This is a genomic window from Nocardia sp. CDC159 (assembly GCF_023740735.1).
In the GTDB taxonomy this organism is placed as follows: domain Bacteria; phylum Actinomycetota; class Actinomycetes; order Mycobacteriales; family Mycobacteriaceae; genus Nocardia; species Nocardia pulmonis.
The window spans coordinates 541247-559971 of record NZ_JAMRXH010000002.1 but is presented as its reverse complement, the minus strand read 5'-3'; the positions used below and the strand labels follow the sequence as shown (position 1 = coordinate 559971).

19 protein-coding genes and 1 tRNA gene are annotated in these 18725 nt (G+C 68.9%); 9 read left to right on the top strand and 11 right to left on the bottom strand.

The window, feature by feature from the left end; genetic code table 11:
• The first annotated feature begins 8 nt into the window (after positions 1–8).
• On the top strand, positions 9–1652 hold the full coding sequence (locus tag NDR87_RS06410) for a succinic semialdehyde dehydrogenase (protein ID WP_251909686.1): 1644 nt from the start codon (positions 9–11) through the stop codon (positions 1650–1652).
• On the opposite strand, the gene NDR87_RS06405 is transcribed toward NDR87_RS06410, so the two are convergent.
• Both NDR87_RS06405 and NDR87_RS06400 read right to left on the bottom strand, forming a co-directional pair.
• Positions 1649–2353 (bottom strand): BPL-N domain-containing protein, encoded by a 705-nt coding sequence (locus NDR87_RS06405; RefSeq protein WP_251909687.1) that lies wholly within the window; start codon positions 2351–2353, stop codon positions 1649–1651. The genes NDR87_RS06410 and NDR87_RS06405 overlap by 4 nt on opposite strands.
• A 231-nt stretch (positions 2354–2584) precedes the next feature.
• Positions 2585–3286: a metalloregulator ArsR/SmtB family transcription factor gene (locus NDR87_RS06400; RefSeq protein ID WP_251909689.1), complete on the bottom strand. Its 702-nt coding sequence runs from the start codon at positions 3284–3286 to the stop codon at positions 2585–2587.
• Positions 3287–3415: 129 nt separating this feature from the next.
• Here NDR87_RS06400 and NDR87_RS06395 point away from each other — a divergent pair, with 129 nt between their 5' ends.
• The 3 genes from NDR87_RS06395 to NDR87_RS06385 all read left to right on the top strand — a co-directional run bounded on the left by NDR87_RS06395 (position 3416) and on the right by NDR87_RS06385 (position 5391).
• Positions 3416–3931: a DUF2231 domain-containing protein gene (locus NDR87_RS06395; RefSeq protein ID WP_251909691.1), complete on the top strand. Its 516-nt coding sequence runs from the start codon at positions 3416–3418 to the stop codon at positions 3929–3931.
• Positions 3928–4335 (top strand): hypothetical protein, encoded by a 408-nt coding sequence (locus NDR87_RS06390; RefSeq protein ID WP_251909694.1) that lies wholly within the window; start codon positions 3928–3930, stop codon positions 4333–4335. Before NDR87_RS06395 ends, NDR87_RS06390 begins: the two co-directional genes overlap by 4 nt.
• Before the next feature lie 75 nt (positions 4336–4410).
• On the top strand, positions 4411–5391 hold the full coding sequence (locus tag NDR87_RS06385) for an alpha/beta fold hydrolase (protein ID WP_251909695.1): 981 nt from the start codon (positions 4411–4413) through the stop codon (positions 5389–5391).
• A gap of 12 nt (positions 5392–5403) precedes the next feature.
• Here the strand turns inward: NDR87_RS06385 and NDR87_RS06380 are convergent, their stop codons facing one another.
• From NDR87_RS06380 to NDR87_RS06360, 5 genes are all read right to left on the bottom strand, one after another.
• Complete coding sequence (locus NDR87_RS06380) at positions 5404–6216, bottom strand: NAD(P)H-binding protein (protein ID WP_286013117.1); 813 nt, start codon at positions 6214–6216, stop codon at positions 5404–5406.
• A 119-nt stretch (positions 6217–6335) separates the two neighbouring features.
• Positions 6336–6409, bottom strand: a tRNA-Pro gene (locus NDR87_RS06375).
• 89 nt (positions 6410–6498) lie between these two features.
• A complete protein-coding gene (locus tag NDR87_RS06370; RefSeq protein ID WP_251909697.1) occupies positions 6499–7713 on the bottom strand; it encodes a cytochrome P450 in 1215 nt (404 codons plus the stop codon).
• Between the two features lie 66 nt (positions 7714–7779).
• Complete coding sequence (locus tag NDR87_RS37190) at positions 7780–9180, bottom strand: hypothetical protein (RefSeq protein ID WP_286013116.1); 1401 nt, start codon at positions 9178–9180, stop codon at positions 7780–7782.
• Positions 9181–9219: 39 nt separating this feature from the next.
• Positions 9220–10182: a metallophosphoesterase gene (locus tag NDR87_RS06360; protein WP_251909698.1), complete on the bottom strand. Its 963-nt coding sequence runs from the start codon at positions 10180–10182 to the stop codon at positions 9220–9222.
• 114 nt (positions 10183–10296) lie between these two features.
• Between NDR87_RS06360 and NDR87_RS06355 the strand changes: the two genes are divergently transcribed.
• The gene (locus tag NDR87_RS06355) at positions 10297–10761 is read left to right on the top strand and encodes a GatB/YqeY domain-containing protein (protein WP_251909700.1); all 465 of its coding nucleotides are present in this window, start codon (positions 10297–10299) and stop codon (positions 10759–10761) included.
• A 144-nt stretch (positions 10762–10905) separates the two neighbouring features.
• Here the strand turns inward: NDR87_RS06355 and NDR87_RS06350 are convergent, their stop codons facing one another.
• Positions 10906–13278 carry a penicillin-binding protein gene (locus NDR87_RS06350; RefSeq protein WP_251909702.1) on the bottom strand — a complete coding sequence of 791 codons (2373 nt, stop codon included), beginning with the start codon at positions 13276–13278 and terminating at the stop codon, positions 10906–10908.
• A 389-nt stretch (positions 13279–13667) separates the two neighbouring features.
• On the opposite strand from NDR87_RS06350, the gene NDR87_RS06345 reads away from it, so the two are divergent.
• The gene (locus NDR87_RS06345; protein WP_030516437.1) at positions 13668–13991 is read left to right on the top strand and encodes a WhiB family transcriptional regulator; all 324 of its coding nucleotides are present in this window, start codon (positions 13668–13670) and stop codon (positions 13989–13991) included.
• 58 nt (positions 13992–14049) lie between these two features.
• Here the strand turns inward: NDR87_RS06345 and NDR87_RS06340 are convergent, their stop codons facing one another.
• Both NDR87_RS06340 and NDR87_RS06335 read right to left on the bottom strand, forming a co-directional pair.
• Positions 14050–15219, bottom strand: coding sequence for an ArsA family ATPase (locus NDR87_RS06340; RefSeq protein ID WP_251909703.1), 1170 nt, complete (start codon positions 15217–15219; stop codon positions 14050–14052).
• Positions 15219–16241, bottom strand: coding sequence for an ArsA-related P-loop ATPase (locus tag NDR87_RS06335; RefSeq protein WP_251910187.1), 1023 nt, complete (start codon positions 16239–16241; stop codon positions 15219–15221). Before NDR87_RS06335 ends, NDR87_RS06340 begins: the two co-directional genes overlap by 1 nt.
• A gap of 140 nt (positions 16242–16381) precedes the next feature.
• Between NDR87_RS06335 and NDR87_RS06330 the strand changes: the two genes are divergently transcribed.
• The 3 genes from NDR87_RS06330 to NDR87_RS06320 are packed head-to-tail and all read left to right on the top strand — an operon-like array spanning position 16382 to position 17857.
• Positions 16382–16546 carry a DUF4177 domain-containing protein gene (locus NDR87_RS06330; RefSeq protein ID WP_098698302.1) on the top strand — a complete coding sequence of 55 codons (165 nt, stop codon included), beginning with the start codon at positions 16382–16384 and terminating at the stop codon, positions 16544–16546.
• A complete protein-coding gene (locus NDR87_RS06325) occupies positions 16546–17013 on the top strand; it encodes a RidA family protein (protein WP_251909704.1) in 468 nt (155 codons plus the stop codon). The genes NDR87_RS06330 and NDR87_RS06325 overlap by 1 nt, the downstream gene beginning before the upstream one ends.
• 46 nt (positions 17014–17059) lie before the next feature.
• Positions 17060–17857: an MBL fold metallo-hydrolase gene (locus tag NDR87_RS06320; RefSeq protein ID WP_251909706.1), complete on the top strand. Its 798-nt coding sequence runs from the start codon at positions 17060–17062 to the stop codon at positions 17855–17857.
• Between the two features lie 60 nt (positions 17858–17917).
• Here the strand turns inward: NDR87_RS06320 and glxR are convergent, their stop codons facing one another.
• On the bottom strand, positions 17918–18592 hold the full coding sequence (glxR, locus tag NDR87_RS06315) for a CRP-like cAMP-activated global transcriptional regulator GlxR (RefSeq protein WP_067997873.1): 675 nt from the start codon (positions 18590–18592) through the stop codon (positions 17918–17920).
• Positions 18593–18725: the final 133 nt, after the last annotated feature.

The following is an 18725-nucleotide window of genomic DNA, read 5'->3' as shown; positions in this document are numbered from 1 at the left end:
TTTGAAACATGGTGACCGCCGTCACGGGCGGCAAGTGGATGGAGAGATCGGCGATGGAGACAACCAAGCAGGGCGGTACGGCCACGCTGCCGCCGCGGCTCACGACGGCGCTCATCGATCGGCTGACCGGGATGGTGGTCGCGGGTACGGCCGGACAGCAGCGCGACCCCTACGAGATGATCGAGGTCTACACCGGCAATGTGGTCGGTGAGCTGCCGCAGTCCTCGCCCGAGGATGTGGCGGCCGCCGCCGCGAAAGTCCGGGCGGCCCAGCGGGAATGGGCGTCCTGGCCGCTGCGGCGGCGACTCGCGGTATTCGAGCGGGCACACGAGCTGATCCTGTCCGAGCACGAGACCATCGCCGAACTCATCCAGGTCGGCAACGGTAAGACCCGGCGGATGGCCGTCGAGGAGTCCTGCGATGTGCCGATGGTCATCAGCCACTACCTCAAGGTGGCCAGGCGCGTGCTGCGGCCGGTGCGGCGCGGCGGCCCGATGCCGTTCATCACCACCTCGACCGAACAGCACCGGCCCAAGGGCGTGGTCGCGGTCATCTCGCCGTGGAACTTTCCGTTCGCGATCTCGCTGTCGGATTCGATTCCGGCGCTGATCGCCGGCAACGGCGTCGTGCTCAAGCCGGACAACAAGACCGCGCTGTGCGTGCTCTACGGCGTGGAGCTGCTGTACCGGGCCGGGCTGCCGCGCGGGCTGCTGCAGGTGGTCTGCGGCGGCGGTCCGGACGTGGGGCCCAGCATCGTCGACAATGCCGACTTCGTGATGTTCACCGGGTCCACCGCGACCGGGCGGATCATCGGGGAGATGGCCGGGCGCAATCTGATCGGCTGCAGCCTCGAGCTGGGCGGTAAGAATCCGATGATCGTGCTCGACGATGCGAATCTCGACGAGGTGATTCCCAGTGCGGTATTCGCGGTGTTCGGCAATTCCGGTCAGGCCTGTATGCATATCGAGCGGATCTATGTGCACGACCGATTGCACGACGAGTTCGTGCGCCGATTCGTCGACGCGGCAGCGGATCTCGGCGCGAAGGCGGGTGCGCGCTACGACTACACCCCGGAGTTCGGCTCGCTGGCATCGGTCGACCATATGGAGAAGGTGGCCGCGCATATCGAGGACGCGCGGGCCAAGGGCGCCACGGTGCACACCGGCGGCGTGCCCATGCCCGATATCGGCCCGGCGTTCTACGCGCCGACGGTGCTCACCGGCGTGACGCCGGATATGCTGCACGCCACCCAGGAGACCTTCGGCCCGGTGGCGACGATCTATCGCTTCTGCGACGAGCAGGAGGTGATCCGGCAGGCCAACGCCACCACCTACGGTCTCAACGCCAGCGTGTGGAGCCGGAGTCCGGCGCACGCCAACCGAATTGCCGACCGGCTCGAGGCGGGCAATATCAATATCAACGACGGCTATGTGACCACCTACTCGTCCAAGGGCACGCCCTCGGGCGGGGTCAAGCAGTCCGGCGTCGGCGCGCGACACGGTGACGCCGGACTGCTCAAGTACACCGACACCATCAATGTCGGCGTGCAGAAGGTGCAGGTCATGACCGCCCGGGCCAAGCAGCCGTTCGACAAGCAACTGCGGCAGACCATGCTCACCCTGCGGTGGATGCGTAAGCTGCGCATCCGCTAGGTCATCACCGCGTTCACCAGATCGAGGGCCAGGTCGCGGCCGCAGGCCAGCTGGGGATCGGGGCCGTGCGGTCGCGGCAGGCCGGCATCGGTGAACCAGTCCGGCGTTGCCTCCGGATGCGGGCCGACCACCCCGACCCGCCCGCTGCCGAACGGCGTGACCGCCGCGGCGACCGTGTGATTGTCATAGATGGCGAGAACCGTTGCGCCCTCCTCGGTTTCGAGAGCGAAATGCGGACCGTCCTGAAAGAACAGCCGCCGGGGACGCCCCCGCCAACTCACCTCGACGACGGCATTGCCCGCGGTGCGCACCGTGGCGCGGCGGGTGTCGATATAGCGATCGGTGTCACCGGGCAGCAGCGCGAATCCCGGTGTGGCCCCGGCCAAATAGCCGCCGAGGCAGAACCCGAGATAGCGCCCGCCCGCGCCGACGAAGCGGCGAATCGCCTCGCGGTGCTCGCGCAGCTGACGATAGGCCTCGTCGAGCTCGTCGCCGCCGGGCTGCGCGTAGAGGGCCGCGCGGGTGAGCGAGGCCTGCGACAACGGCACCCGTTCGCCCGGACCGGTGAAGTGGATGTCGAAATTCCAGCGACTCGCGGCGAGCAGCTCCGCGACCGCCTCGGAACATCCCGGCAGGCTGGCCGGACCCCGGTAGACCAGGGCCACCGGACGCGCGAGCCGGGATTGCAGGGCGTGTCTCATGACTTCACCTCGAGGTCGATCATCGCGTGCCCGGCGGACCCGGCGACCTCTGCCTTATGAGCGCATAATGCGCTGTGTCGCAATTGATTCCCACGCAGTGGGCATATCGTTACGAACGCTAACAGAACCGGCGCGCGGCGGCCAGTCGAGTGGGCGGGTCTTCGGCAATGGCCATCCGATGGAATCGGACCGGTAACCCGGCCGTCTCCGTCCGTTCGGAAGCGTATCCGGCTACTCGGTCTCGCTCGCCGGGCGCAGTTCTACGCAGCACTCGCCCGCGCGCGGGGCGAGGGTCGCCCGCACGCTGTCCGAACCCAGGCCCCTGAGTACCCCGGACAGAAAAGCGTGGTTCAGCCCGCAGACGAATTCCGGCGCGGCCGCGGCCAAGGGATGGAAGGGGCAGTTGCGCAACCGCATACAGGCGGGAGTGTCGCGGCCGGGTTCGAAGCCGTAGGCCGCGAGCGTGTCTGCCAGCAGTGTCAGCGTGCGCTCGGCGCCCAACCGGCCCGGCCGCAGCCGCTGGCGCTCGGCCTCGCCCAGTTCGGCGCCTCGGCTCGCGGCCACGCGCAGTGCCGCCGCGCGGGCGGTCTCGCCGTCACCCGCGGTGAGCACCGCGTCCATCAGGATCTCGGCCAGCACCCGGTGGCGGCGGGCGGGGATGCTGACCTGGATCTCCTCCTCGGTCGGCTCGTAGACCTTGGGTGCGCGACCTACCCGGCGGACGCCGCCGACCGGTTCGTAGCGGGCCCGCAGCAGTCCGGCGTCGACGAGCTTGTCCAGGTGGAAGGCGGCCAGCTTGCGTGAGATGCCGACCTCGGCGGCCGCCTCGTCCCGGGTCACCGGGCGGCGCATCCGCCGGATGAACCAGTACATGCCGCGGCGCAACTCGTCGTCGAGTGCCGCGATCGCACCGATCGCCGAATCGCTGGTCATCCGACCACGATAACGCCGATGGTGATGTCCGAAATATCGCGGGTACTCGTACGGCGTGGCGATGCTTGACCACCCTGGTGAGTTTCGCCAATAATCTTTGGTTAAATTAACCCTAGTTCGGAGGGTGTCGTGACCAGTGAATTACAGCAGGCCAAACGTCCGGTCAGCGCGTTGCTGGCCGGACCGTACGGGCATCCGTTCCACCCCATCCTGGTGACCGTGCCGATCGGCGCCTGGATGGCGAGTCTCGTCTTCGACCTCGGATCGCTCGTCGTGGGCGATCCGGACTTTCTGGCTCGTGGTGCGCTGTGGCTCATCGCGATCGGGGTGCTGGGCGCGCTGGCGGCCGCGGTCGTCGGCTTCCTGGATCTGATCGCGATTCCCACCGGCACGCGGGCCTTCCGCACCGGGCTGGTGCACATGAGCCTGAACTTGGCCGTCACGGTCGCCTTCGCGATCGACTTCCTGTGGCGGGGTTCCGGCGACGGCCCGCACGGGCCGGTGGCCGCGGGCCCGCTCGCGCTGTCGATCGTGAGCCTGGCGGCGCTGGCGGTCTCGGGCTATCTCGGCGGCAAGCTGGCCTATCGCTACGGTGTCCGAGTGGCCGACGAGGACGCCCAGGCCACCGGCTATCGGGAGGCATGATGGCGGTAGCGGCATTCGTCGCCTGGCTGCTGACCGCATTCGGCGGCTTCGTCCTGCTCGGCATGTGGGCCGCGAAAGGTGGTGCGCGCCAAGGCGGTTCGACCCATCTGCCGCCACCGGTGGTCTTCGGTCACTTCCTGCTCGCGGCCGCCGGCCTCGTGGTCTGGATCATCCATCTGGTGGTCGACTCGACCGCCCTGGCCTGGACCGCCTTCGCGCTGCTGCTCCCGGTGGCGCTGCTCGGGTTCTTCATGTTCTTCCGCTGGCTGCCGACCTATCGCGGGCGCGCCGCCGGGGCGGAAGGGCCTGCGGAGCGGCACTTTCCGCTCCCGGCCGTCGCCGCGCACGGAATCTTCGCGGTGGCGACCGTGGTGCTGGTCCTGCTGACGGCACTCGGCGCCTAGCGGGTGCCGCGTGCGGATCCGGCTGCGGCGGTGGGACTTCCGCCTATGCTGAGGTGGGAATGCGGGGAGGTTCCGATGCGCTGTGCGGACTGGGCCGAGCGATCCTCTCGATGGGCGGGCGTCCGCAGTGAGACGATCGACGTGCGCGGCACCGGGGTGCACCTGCTCAGGGCGCGGGCAGCTCCCGAAGCCCCGGCCGATGCGCCGACCCAGCTGTTGATTCACCCGATGGCCAGTGGTGCGGTGTTCTGGCTCGATGTCATTCGGCCGTTGACGGCGTACGGCCCGGTCCTCGCGCCGGACCTGCCAGGCGCCCTCTTCGGTCACACGCCCGCGGCGCACCGGTCCGCCGCCCGTGCGGAACCGAGCGCCCAGTTCCTCCGCGACCTCACCGCCGCGCTCGATCTGGACCGCCTGCTCCCGCACGGATGGTCCTTCGGCGGCTTGGTCGCGCTGCTGTTCGCCGAGCTCGAGCCCGCGCGTATCTCCCGGCTCGTCCTCACCGACCCGACCCTGCCGGGACCCCTGCGCCCGGTGGAGCGATTGGTCTGGCAGACCCTGGGGCGTGCCGCGTTGTTCGTCGGCCCAGCGGTGCTCGGGGGACTCGTCGGGGCGTTCGGACCGGCGCTGATCGATTGGAAGCGACAGCGCGCGGAGCAGCGGGATCGCCCGGCGGGCGGGCTCGGTATCGCCGGTGGCGACATGTCGCGCTGTTCGCCCGAACTCCTCGCGCTGGTCTCCGACCAGCTCGCCGAACTCCGGACGCGACCGCACCGGCTGCGGGCCGGGCTCACGGCCTTCGCCGCCGCGGTCTCGGCGATGTACGTCGACCGCCGCCCGGCCGACGAGGCGGTCGATCGGCTCGGCGTGCCGACGCTGCTGCTGTGGGGCGACCGAGATCCGTTCATCGAACGTCCCGTGATCGAGCGGTTGACCGCCCGCCGCCCCGACTGGGCCGTGCACGTCTTCGAGACCGTCGGGCACCTGCCGCCGTGGGAAGTTCCCGACGCCTATGTCCGGGTATTCGGGCAATGGCTCGGGCGGAGTACGTCGTGAGGCCCGGCTGAATCAAGAGCTCGAGAAGTCCGCGAGATGCTCGACCGCCCACTGGTCGAAAGTCCTTGCCGGACACCCGGTCAGTTGTTCGACGATGCCGGTCGGCGCCTCCGGGTGCTCGTCGAATCCGGCGAGTACGTTCTCGACGTACCAGGCGGCCTCGGCTCCCATGCTGCCGGACAACACCTCGATGGCTTCCTGTGGAGACACCCGGATGAACGGTATGTCCCGCCCGCACGCGCGCCCGATCCCGCGCACCAGCTCGGCACGACTCAGGATCTGCGGCCCGGCCAGCGAGTACGCCTGCCCCACATGCCCATCCGTCGTCAATACCGTCGCCGCCACCCGCGCGATGTCGGCCATGGCGATCGGCGCACTCGCGGCGTCGGGCCACGGCTCGCGCACGGCGCCGGTCTCCCGAATCTGCTCGGCCCAGATCAGCGTGTTCTCCATGAAATCCCACGGCCACAGATGCGTCCACGCCACCCCGCTGTCCTCGACGGCCGCACCCACACTCGCCCACCAGCTGTGCGGCTCCCCCGACAGATCGACGACGTGCCGAACCCCCGCGCGCCGCACCATCTCCATCACCCGCCCCACCGTCTCCGGGACCGGCGCCAGATACATCCGCTCGACCCCCTCGAGCGCGGCGGGCAGCGTCTCGACGCGTCCGAGGTACCCCTCGACCACCTCCACCCCCGCCGGAAGTGCCGCTCGCCCAGGATCATTCGTCAATGCCCGAAGGTCGGAACACCCCATGGCCAGCAACCGTTCCACGACTTTCCGGCCGATATTCCCGGTCGCTCCGGTAACCAAGATCTTCATGCGCCCCCCGGCCCGATACGGCTCGTCCCACCCCATTGTGCCGAACAGATGCGGCAACGAAAACGGCTCCCCACCTGTTCGAACAGGTAGGGAGCCGCTGTCGTGTCTCCACACACGAGTCGGGGTGACAGGATTTGAACCTGCGACCTCCTCGTCCCGAACGAGGCGCGCTACCAAGCTGCGCCACACCCCGTGGGTTGACTCGCAGTACTCTACGGGAGTCACGGCCCGGCAGTCAAAACGGCTGGTAGACCGCCTGAACTGGGGAAATGGGTCGATGGGTCAGAGTGTGACCGGGAGCTCGTAGAGCCCGCGCATGATGGGACTCTCCCACCACCGCAGCGTGTCGTCGGCAACCCGCAGCCGCATATCCGGGAACCGGCGCGCCAGCGTCCCGATGGCGATGGCCGCCTCGGTCCGGGCCAGACCGGCCCCCAGGCAGCTGTGCCGCCCGATGCCGAACGCCAGATGCCGGGTCGGGCGTCCGGGGCGGATGGCATCGGGATCGTCGAACGCGGCCGGATCCCGATTGGCGGCCAACAGGCTCACCAGGATCGGATCGCCGGGCCGCATGGGCTGCCCGGCGATGACGACCGGTTCGGTGGGGAAGCGCCAGGTCGCGTTGCGCACCGGCGTATCGCGACGCAACGATTCCTCGACGAGCTTCGCCACCATGGTTGGATCGTCGCGAACGGCAGCGGCCAGCCGCACATCCCGCAACAGCTCCAGCGCCGCGCAGCCGATCAGCGCCGTGGTGGTCTCATGACCGCCCACCAGCAGCAGGAACGCCATCGAGGTCACCTCGTCGCGGCTGAGCTCGCCCGCGCGTTCGCGAACGACCAGCTCCGCCAACAGATCCGAGTCCGCGGGCCGGGCACCCGCCGCGTCCACCTGCTCGCCCACAAAGGCATCCATGGCGTCGGTGACCGCCAGCACATCGCCACCGGCATCGTCGGCGGAGGCGTCCAGCACCGCGACCCACCGCTGAATCCGATCGCGATGCTCGGTGGCGATGCCGAGGATCTCGCAGATGATCGTGATCGGCAGCGGATAGGCGAAATCGCCTATCAGATCCGCGGTTTCGCGATCGGCGAGCTCGTCGAGCAGCTCATCGGTGACGGCCTGGATGCGGGGCCGCAGCGCGTCGATCCGCCTGCTGGAGAACGCGCCCTGGGCCAGTCGCCGTAGCCGGGTGTGGTCGGGTTCGTCGAGATTGACCATGTGCTGGCCCAGCGAGGGACGGTGATCGAGGGGTAGGCCCATACCCGATGCCCGCCACACCGGATTGCCGTGGGCGGGGCACTTCGACAGCCGTGGATCCGTCAGTGCCGGTACCGCGTCCTCGTGACGGGTGATCAACCATGCGAACGCGCCACCGGGAAGCGGCATCCGGTGCGCGGGGGAATGTTCGCGCAGCCAGGCGTAGGCGGGGGAGGGGTTGCGGTCGAAGTGCGGTCCGGCGATATCCGGCGGGCCGCCGGGCGCGGCATTCGTCATGTAGCGACAGTACAAGCGAGACATTCTCGCGCGCACCGCTTTTGGCCGGCTGCGGCGTTGGGGTGGTTATCGCTCCGGGAGGGGGCGGATGCTGGCGAGCATCTTCTTGGCGGTTTCCTTGTCGATGGCCTTGGCGACACCGGTGTCGGCGGCGATGGTCATGACGAAATGGCCGTTCTCGCTGGGGAAGGCGAAGGTGTAGACCGCGAAGGTTTTGGCGCAGCCGGGAGCGGGGGGTGTGGCGGTGCCGGTGGTTTCGACGAAGGCGCCGTGCAGTTGGCCGTCGAGGGAGGTGAGTTGTTCGGCCTTGCCGGGGGTGGCGCCGGTGGCAGTGGGCCAGCCGACCTTGATCATGCGCATGCCGACGTCGGCGGCCGCGGCCGCCGGATCGGCCTGGGGCGACATCGTCAGGAAGGCGCTGGAGCGCACCATTCTCGGACAGTAGTTGTCGCCCTCGGTGGTGCGCCCGGCGATCTCCACCGCATCGGGCGGATTTCCCAGTGTGGCGGTGCCGACCGGGTCGATCTTCCAGTCCATCGGAATGTCATAGGCCGCGCCGCGATCCCGGATGACCACGGCCTGATAACCCGGAATCAATGGCTGCGCGGCGGAGAGGGCGCGGTTGGTCGTCGTGGCGGCGGTCGAGGAGGGCGCGGGCCGCGTGCTGCTCGGCGCGGCGCTCCTGCTGCTGGTGAGGGCGCTCACCATCGAGGGCGACGGCGCGGCCTGCGTCGCGGGGGCCTCGGCCTGATCGCGGGTGGAGACCAGTGCGACCGCACCGGCCACGGCCGCCACCGCGACCACGCCGACGCCCGCGAGGATCCAGCGCTTGCGACTCGACGGCGGTTCGTCCGACCCGTCGGTCCCGGTCGCAGGCGGCGGATACGGGGCCGAGTCGCCCTTGCGGGCCGGATACTGTTGGGTCGCAACCTGTTCCGTGGGCGCGCCCAGCTGCCATGCCTGCTCCGGCTGCGGGCGGCCCGGCCCGTTCGGCGGGAAGTGTTGCTGTGCAGGATGATTCGGCGGCCGGTTGGGCGGCATGGCCCGGGTCGCGGCGGGATCGAAGCCGCGCATGGCCGGATTGATGCCGCTCATCGGGCGGGTGGGCTCGTCCTGAGCACTCGACCGTCCGGCGGAGGCGAGCGATTGCAGGGCGCGGGTGGCCGCGTCGCGATCCAGATTCGGGGTCGACTCGCGCGGCGGGGCGGGCGTGGGAGCGGTGCGGTGCGGCGGTGAAGCCGGTTGCTGCTGCGGGGGTCCCGGCGGGCGGGGCGGCCCGGAGTTCGGCGGCTGAACCCGGAACATCTCGGTCTTCGTCGTATCCGCGGGCGAGGTGGTGCGCTGAATGGCCTGGGTCGGCGTTACGTCCGCAGCGCCCGACCCCGGGGGTCTGCGATGAATCTTCTCGGTCGCACCCTGCTCACCGCCCGACGGGTCGTTCGGCCGTCGTTCGAACCCACTGGTCACCCTCGTCCCCTACCTGACGTTCCAGACCGGCGCGCAACCCTAGCGCGCGACCGCCTCCGATGCCGACACCCCGTGACCGGTGTCGGCGGCCGGGTGTTTCGGCGGGGCGGCCACGAGAGTCAGCAGCGTGGCCTCCGGCCTGCAGCAGAACCGGTACGGCGCCCACGGCGAGGTGCCCAGTCCGGCGGATACGTGCAGGCGGGTGTGTGCGCCCCAGCGTGAGGCCCCCTTGACGCGGGAGCGATCGATGCCGCAGTTGGTGACCAGTGCGCCGAAGCCGGGCAGGCAGAGCTGGCCGCCGTGGGTATGCCCGGCCAGCACCAGGTCGTAGCCGTCGGTGGCGAATCGGTCCAGCACCCGGGGCTCGGGGGAGTGGGTGAGGCCGATGCTCAGGTCCGCCAGCGGGTTCGGCGCACCCGCGATGGTGTCGTAGCGATCGCGGCGCAGGTGGGGATCGTCCACCCCGGCGGTCGAGATCTTGATTCCGGCCACCTCGAGATCGCGGCGCACATGGGTCAGATCCAGCCAGCCGCGCTCGGTGAACGCCGCGCGAAGGTCCTGCCAGGGCAGCGGGGCGCCGTGTACGCGCTTGTGGTTCTTCTTGAAGTACTTCAGCGGATTCTTCGGGACCGGCGCGAAGTAGTCGTTGCTGCCGAAGACGAACAGGCCCGGCCGCGACAGCAGGCCCGACAGCGACTGCACCACGGCGGGCACCGCGCGCGGATGCGCCAGATTGTCGCCGGTGTTCACCACCAGATCCGGCTCCAGCCGCTCCAGCTCCCGCACCCACGCCTGCTTCAACTTCTGCCCGGGGGTCATGTGCAGGTCACTGAGGTGCAGCACCCGCAGGCTGGACGATCCCGGCGGCAGCACCGGCAGCGTCGCCTCACGCAGGACGAAGGCATTGCGCTCGATCAGCGAGGCGTAACCGATTCCGGTCACCGCGGCTCCGGCGGCGCCCAGTGCGGCTCGTCGGAGTGCGGGAGACGAGAGTTCGGGCATTCGCTCAGAATAGGCGACCGCTGTGATCTCCGCCGAGTGCCGTTGGGCACAGGGACACGCAGGGGCGGCGCAAATGCGGTGGGAGCGCCCGCGCGCAGCGGTTACCGTGAGGCCATGACGGAACTCAAAGCCAAGCTGCGCGCCGACCTCACCGCCGCGATGAAGGGCAAGGACGCGCTGCGCACCAGCACGCTGCGCATGCTGCTGGCCGCCGTCCAGAACGCCGAGGTCGCCGGACCGCAGGCGCGCGAACTCGGCGACGCCGAGGTGATCGCCGTGCTGAGCAAGGAGGCCAAGAAGCGCAACGAGGCCGCGCTGGTCTACGAGCAGGCCGGGCGCGGCGAGCTGGCCGCCAACGAACGCGCCGAAGAGGAGATCATCGCCGAATACCTGCCCACCCCGCTCACCGAGGCCGAGGTCGCCAACCTGGCCGACACCGCCATCGCCGAGGTCGCCGAGGAAATCGGCGAACGCCCGGGCATGAAGCAAATCGGCCAGGTCATGAAGGTCGCCACCCGCCTGGCCGACGGCCGCGCCGACGGCTCCCGCATCTCCGCGGCCGTCAAGGCCCGCCTCTAACCCACCGCCGCGCCGCCGGCCGGCATGCTGCTGGCCCTGGTCGGGGTAGGCAACCCCTGTTCCCGTTATCCGGCCCGGTCACGATCCGTATCCAGCCCCTGTTCCCGTTATCCGGCCCCCAGGGCCGGATAACGGGACCGCCCCCTACCGCGGAATCGGAATCGGGATCGGCGGCAGCCGCGGCGGTGGTGGCAGCGCGGGCAAGCCCGGTATCGGCGGCGGTGGCGGCCCGCCCGCCGGTGACGGCGCCTCCCGCTGCGTCCCGTCACTCACATTCACCGTGATGACCGATCCGGGAATCGCCGACCCGTTCGGCGTGGTCCCCAGCACCGTGCCCTTGGCCTGGGAGCCGGGCACGGTGATCATCGTGACCTGGAAACCCGCGCCGATCAGCGTCGAGCGGGCCTCGGCCTCGGTCATGCCGGTGACGTCGGGGATCTGTGAGTTGTTCGCGCCCCGCACGTACTTGTCGTCCAGCGGTGGCAGGGCGGGCGGCGGGAAGCGGTCGAGCACCGGCCTGATGCCCTGGAACCAGCTGCGCGCCGGTTCGTTACCGCCGTACAGATTTCCGTCACCGCAACTGCGCAGGGGGAACGAGCAGATCTCGCCCGGCGTCGGCGAGTCGCCGTAGATGTAGGCCGCGCCCGCGAGCGAATTGGTGAAGCCGAGGAATGCCGAGGACCGGTGCGATTCGGTGGTTCCCGTCTTCGCCGACAGCGGCGCGTTCCAGCCCGCCGCGCGCGCCGACCCGGCCGCCGTGCCGCTGATGTCGTCCTTGCTCATGGCATTGGCGAGGGTGTGCGCCAGGCCGGGCTCGACGACCTGCTCACAGGCCTGCTGGGTGAGCGGCACCGGCTTGCCGTAGCGGTCGACGACCTCCTTGATCGGATTCGGCGGGCACCACTTGCCGCCCGAGGCCAGCGTCGCGGCCACATTGGACAGCTCCAGCGGGTTGATCGGGAACGGGCCGAGGGTGAACGAACCCAGATTTTGCTGTTTGACCATGTCGGCCAGGCTCTGGTTGCCGTGCCCGGAGCTGCCCGGCTGAGTGTAGGAGCGCATGCCGAGCCGGACCGCCATATCCACGGTCGGGGTGACCCCGACGTCCTGAATCAGCTTGACGAACGCGGTATTCGGCGAGGTGGCCAGCGCCTCGGTGACCGACATCGGCGACTTGTAGTTGCCGACGTTCTTGACGCAGTAGGTCTCCGGCGGGCAGCCGGGCGTGCCGCTGTTGCCCATGCCCTTGGCGCTGAAGAACGACGGCACATCCAGCTGAGCGTTGATGCCCAGCCCCTTCTCCATGGCCGCGGCGGTGGTGAAGATCTTGAAGATCGAGCCCGCGCCGTCGCCGACCATCGAGTACGGCTGCGGCTGCACGGTCTGGTGCGCGCCCTGGTCCAGGCCGTAATCGCGGCTGGACACCATGGCCAGCAGCGGATGCGAATCCTGGCCGGTGCCGATGATGCTCATGACCTCGGCGATATCGTCCAGGCGCGGATTGGTCACCGAGTTGACCGACGCCTTGACCGAGTTCTGCACGGCCGGATCGAGATTGGTGCGGATCAGATAACCCCCCTTGTCGATCTGATCCTTGCTGATGCCCGCGTTCTGCAGGTACTGCAGCGCGTAATCGCAGAAGAAGCCGCGATCAGCGGCGGCGATGCAGCCGCGTGGCAACCCCTTCGGCTCCGGCAAGACCCCTAGCGGCAGCGCCTTGGCGGCGCGGAACTCCTCGGCGCGGCTGGGGATGTTCTGGATCATCGTGTCCAGCACCGTGTTCCGCCGCTCCAGCACGCCCTTGGGGTTGGTGTACGGGTTCAGTTTCGAGCTGGACTGGACCATGCCCGCCAGCATCGCGGCCTGAGGGACGGACAGATCCTTGGCGTCCACGCCGAAATAGGTCTGGGCCGCGTCCTGCACGCCGTAGGAGCCGTTGCCGAACGGCACCAGATTCAGGTAGCGGGTGAGGATCTCGTCCTTGGTGAGCTCCTTCTCCAGCGTCAGCGCCAGCCGGATCTCGCGCAGCTTGCGCGCGGGCGTGGTCTCGATGGCGGCGCGGCGCTCGGCGTCGGTCTTGGCCACCACCAGCAGCTGATAGTTCTTCACATACTGCTGGTCGATGGTCGAACCGCCCTGCTGCACCTCTCCGCTGGAGGAGTTGCGTAGGAACGCGCGCAGTGTGCCCTGCCAGTCCACGCCGCCGTGCTCGGCGAAGCGCTTGTCCTCGATGGACACGATCGCCAGCTTCATATCGTTGGAGATCTTGTCTTTGGGCACCTCGAAGCGCCGCTGCTCGTAGAGCCAGGCGAAGGGCGTCCCGTTCGCGTCGACCATCGTGGACACCGCGGGCACGGTGCCCTCGACCAGTTCCGCGGAGACGTTGTCGACGGCATCGGCGGCCCGGTTGGAGACGAACCCGAAACCGCCGGCCAGAGGGAACAGCAGCCCGGCGATGAGCACGGCCGCCAGGACGCACGCACCGGCCAGCCTCGCGAGCGTTTGTGAGATCGGCACGACCCCAAGCCTAAAGGCACGACTCGATCTCGCGCGGTGGGCCGTCGCGCGGTGACCACCGCGTCCGTTTCCGAGCTACCGAACAGTCACTTCCTGTGTGTCTTAGGACACTCCTCCGGCGAGTCGCGACCATCGTCAACGGGCGTGTCGTCCGGTTGGTTCCCGCCTGTCCGGTGCTGTCAGGAATTTGCAGGGACGGTCGTACCAAAAATTCCCGAGACGGTCTTGCGCAGGCGCCATACCTTTACCTAGATTGAGAACCCAGTGTGATAGAGCTAACACTCAAAGTGGAATGTGGTGCAGAACGCAGTGGGGTTGGGTTACTGCGCACTGCACGCGATTCTGGAGCGCCGTTGACCCGGTGTTCGGACTGCAAAGGGGCACACCAAATGCACATGACTACCCCGATCGCTCGATTGGACGTGGAGCAGGCCGAAGCGAGAATCGCCTGGGTGTCCCAGGCCCGATGCAAGGAAGTAGATCCCGATCAGCTGTTCGTGCGCGGCGCGGCTCAGCGCAAGGCGGCGACAATCTGCCGACACTGCCCGGTGTTGATGGAGTGCGGTGCCGACGCCCTGGACAATCGAGTGGAGTTCGGTGTGTGGGGTGGAATGACCGAACGGCAGCGGCGGGCGCTGCTGAAGCAGCATCCGGAGGTGACGTCCTGGGCGGACTTCTTCCGTGCCCAGCGTCAGCAGAAGGTTGCGATGTAGGGGTTGTGCGTCCAGTACGGTCCGAGCCCGCCGATGCGGGCTCGGACCGTTTTTCGAGCTAGCGCGGGGGGCCGGTCAGTTGATCGCCGACGGCGCGCAGGGCGTCCAGATCCGACACCTCGAACGGCAGCGCGGTCACCGCGACGATCGGCACGCGCGGGTGCGCGCCGGTGAATCGGTGCAGCAGATGCTGTTCCCGCTTGGCGGTGCTCGCCCGATGGGCGTGGATGCGCAGCACCTCCGCGGCCAACGCGTTCGGCTCGGCGGCCGCGTCGGCGGGGGATCCGTCGGTCGCGAGCCGATCCGCCGCGGCGAGGGCGTGCTCGGGCGACAGCGAGCACAGGGCCGGGTGGGTGCGGTTGAGCACCAGCCCGGCCAGCGGCATCCGGTCGGTCGAGAGCCGATCCACGAAGAACGACGCCTCACGCAGCGCATCCGGTTCCGCGGCCGCCACCACCACGAAATGCGTGCCCGGCCGCGACAGCATGGCGTAGGTGCGCTCCGCCCGGTCCTGGAAGCCGCCGAACATCGACTCCAGTGACTGCAGGAACAGCGAGGCGTCCTTGAGCATCTGACCGCCCACGATCGTGGACACGCCGCGCACCGCCAGACTCATCGCACCCGTCACGAACCGGCCCACGCCCCGGCCGGGCGCCATGATCACACGAATCATCCGGCCGTTGAGGAAGTTTCCGAGCCGCTTGGGTGCGTCGAGGAAGTCCAGCGCGTTGCGCGAGGGCGGCGTGTCGACCACGATCAGATCCCACTCGCGCCGCCCGGCCAGCTGTCCCAGCTTCTCCATCGCCATGTACTCCTGCGTTCCGCCGAAGGAGGAGGCGACGGTCTGATAGAAGGGGTTGGCGAAGATCTGCTCGGCCTTCTCCGGGCTGGTGTGTTCGAGCACCATCTCGTCGAAGGTGCGGCGCATGTTCAGCATCATCGCGTACAGCTCGCCCCGGGCCTCGGGACCCAACCGCACTCGCTGCGGCACATTGCCCAGATCGCTCACGCCCAGCGACTGCGCGAGGCGGCGGGCCGGATCGATGGTGAGCACGACGACCTTGCGGCCGCGTTCGGCGGCGCGCAGGGCAATGGCCGCGGCCGTGGTGGTCTTGCCCACGCCGCCGGACCCGCAGCAGACCACGACCCGCGCGGTCGGGTCGTCGATGATGCGCGAGATGTCAAGGGGGGCAATGTTAGGGGGCAGCAGGGAACTAGGGGCTGTCATCACCGGACTCCCTGCTCGCTCAGATGTTCGGCCAATTCGTACAGCCCGCCCAGATCCATCCCGTCGGGCAGTGCGGGCAGGTACAGGCGGCTGATGTCGACCTTGGCCAGTTCGGCCGAGCTGACGTCCTGGGCCTGCAGCGTGGCCGAATGTTCGATCGCCTCGCGCAGCAGGCCCTGGAAATCGCTGTCGGACAGCGTGACTCCGGCGGCCCGCAGGCCCGCGCGCAGCGCCTCGGTGTCCAGCTCACCGGCCGCGGCGCGGGCGCGCAGCTCGGCGGGCAGGAAGCCCTCGGTGGCCCGATTCACGATCACGGTGCCGATTCGGAAATCGGCGCCGGTCAGTTCCGCGACGGCGTCGGCGGTTTCCTGCACCGGCAGCGCCTCGAGCAGGGTGACCAGATGCACCACCGTCTGATCGGAGTGCAGCAGGCTGGACACGCCCTCGGCCTGCGAGGCGATCGGCCCGCCCTTGGCGACCTCGGCCATGGCCTTGGTGACGTCGAGGAAGCTCGCGATCCGGCCGGTCGGCGGCGCGTCGACGACCACCTCGTCGTACACCGGCCGCCCCGACGACTTGTCCACGCGCACAGCGCATTCCTTGATCTTGCCGGTCAGGATGACATCGCGCAGACCCGGTGCGATCGTGGTGACGAATTCGATGGCGCCCATGCGCCGCATGGCCCGCCCGGCGAAACCGAGGTTGTAGAACATGTCGAGGTACTCGAGGAAGGCGTGCTCGATGTCGAGCGCCAGGGCCACCACCTCGCCGCCGCCGTCCGCGGTCGCGATCTTGGTCTCGGTGGGTGGTAGCGGCGGCAGGTCGAACAGCTGGGCGATCGACTGCCGCCCCTCCACCTCCACCAGCAGGACGCGCCGCCCCCCGGCCGCCAGCGCGAGCGCCAAAGCCGCCGACACCGTGGATTTTCCGGTCCCGCCCTTGCCGGAGACGTAATGCAGGCGAGCCCTGTCCGCGCGTCCCGGCCACCCTCGTTTCAGCCCCGGTTCCGCCGAAACGGGCACTGCTGTCGGTACTCCCACCTTCGCGAGCCTATAACCCGTTATGAAATCGTGGCCATAGACCGCGCCGACTGTTCTTCTCGCCACATCGCGTTTCGCAGGCGCGTGAGCTGCGTCGTCGGTTTCCCACTACGCTCGGCCCCATGAGTGATGTGACCCTGTGGGAGTACGCGACGGTGCCGCTGCTGACCCATGCGACCAAGCAGATTCTGGACCAGTGGGGCGCCGACGGCTGGGAGCTCGTCACGGTGCTGCCCGGCCCGACCGGTGAGCAGCACGTCGCCTATCTGAAGCGGGAGAAGCGTTGATGACCGACTCGACGCCGTGGCGTAAGAACCTGGAGCGCCTCGGCCTGGAGCTGCCGCCGGTGGCGCCCCCGGCCGGTGCCTACATTCCGGCCCTGCGCTCGGGTTCGTTCGTCTACACCTCCGGACAGTTGCCGTTCGTGAACGGCGAGCTGTCCGCGACCGGCAAGGTGGGCGCGGAGGTGAGCCTCGACCAGGGCCGGGAAGCGGCCAAGCTGTGCGCGCTCAACGCCCTGGCCGCGGTCGACGCCCTGGTCGGCCTGGACAATGTCACGCGGATCGTGAAGGTGGTCGGATTCGTCGCCTCCGCACCGGGTTTCAACGATCAGCCGCTGGTGATCAACGGCGCGTCGGAGTTCCTGCACGAGGTCCTCGGCGAGGCCGGGGTACACGCCCGCTCGGCCGTCGGCGTCTTCGAACTGCCCAAGAACACCCCCGTCGAGGTGGAGCTCATCGCCGAGGTGCGGTAAGCAGATCCGATGGAAGATCGTTGCGGCGCCGCGCGTTAGGAGCTTTATGAGCCTCACCCATCCCGCGTACGGGCAGGTGCGCCCGGTCACGGCGAGCGCGTCGGTGCTGCTGGCGAACAATCCGAATCAGATGACCCTGCAGGGCACCAACACGTGGCTGCTGCGCGCTCCGGATCGGTCCGACTACGTCGTGGTCGATCCGGGGCCCAAGGACAAGGGGCACAGCGAGGCCATCGCGCGGGCGACCGACGGCAGGATCGCGCTGACGCTGATCACCCACCACCATCACGATCACACCGGCGGCATCGATCGCCTGGTGCGGCTGACCGGAACCCCGGTCCGCTCCTACGACCCCAAATTTCTGCACGGAGCCGATGCGACGCTGGCCGACGGCGAGGTGATCGAGGCCGCGGGCCTGCGCATCACGGTGCTCGCCACCCCGGGCCACACGCGGGATTCGGTGAGTTTCGTACTCGACGACGACCTGCTGACCGGCGATACGGTGCTCGGCAGCGGCACAACCGTGCTGGAATCGCGCGACGGCGCGCTGGGGGACTATCTCGCGTCGCTGGACCGGCTGGCCGCACTGGCCGCGGGCCGGGCCCTGCTACCGGCGCACGGCCCCGATCACCCGGACGCGAAACCGGTGATCGATTACTACATCCGCCATCGGCAGGAACGTCTGGACCAGGTGCGAGAGGCACTGCGCGAACTCGGGCCGAATGCCCGCCCGCTGCAGATCGTCGCGCGCGTCTACGCCGATGTCGACAAGCGGCTCTGGCCGGCCGCCCGCAGCTCCGTCAAGGCCCAACTGGCCTATCTGCGCAGCCGACCTCGGTCCTGATCAGGGGGCGCGCGCCCGGCGGCCTCTCCCTGCAGAGGCCGCTCCGGACAAGGGGACGTCTCAGCGCGCCCGGCGGGCCAGCCGCTCCGAATCGGTGATCAGCACGCTCTTGCCCTCGAGCCGCAGCCAGCCGCGGTGGGCGAAATCGGCCAGGGCCTTGTTGACCGTCTCGCGGGAGGCGCCGACCAGCTGGGCGATCTCCTCCTGAGTGAGGTCGTGGGTGACCCGCAGCGCGCCCGCCTCCTGCGTGCCGAACCGCTGCGCCAGCTGCAACAGCGCCTTGGCGACACGGCCGGGCACGTCGGTGAAGATCAGATCGGCGAGGTTGTTGTTGGTGCGGCGCAGCCGACGCGCCAGCACTCGCAGCAACTGCTCAGCGATCTCCGGACGCTGGTCGATCCACGACTTGAGGGCGTCGCGGTTCATGGTGACCGCGCGGACCTCGGTGACGGTGGTGGCCGTCGAGGTGCGCGGGCCCGGATCGAAGATCGACAGCTCGCCGAACATGTCCGACGGACCCATGATGGTCAGCAGGTTCTCGCGACCGTCCGGGGACCGGCGGCCGATCTTCACCTTGCCCGACGTGATGATGTACAGCCGATCGCCGGGTTCGCCCTCGTTGAAGATGACGTGGCCGCGCGGGAAATCCACGGGCTCGAGCTGTTTGGCGAGAGCCGCGACCGCGGTGGGCTCGACGCCTTGGAAGATGCCTGCTCTGGCGAGGGCCTCGTCCACGAATGTGCTCCTTATGGGAATTGGCTCTGTCGGCGACCGAAGCGTTCCGGCCGACAGTGCAGTCTACTTGGCATACGGGCAGCGTAGTGACAGACACCACGTAACGCGCGGTTTGTGGAACGCTCGTGGTGCC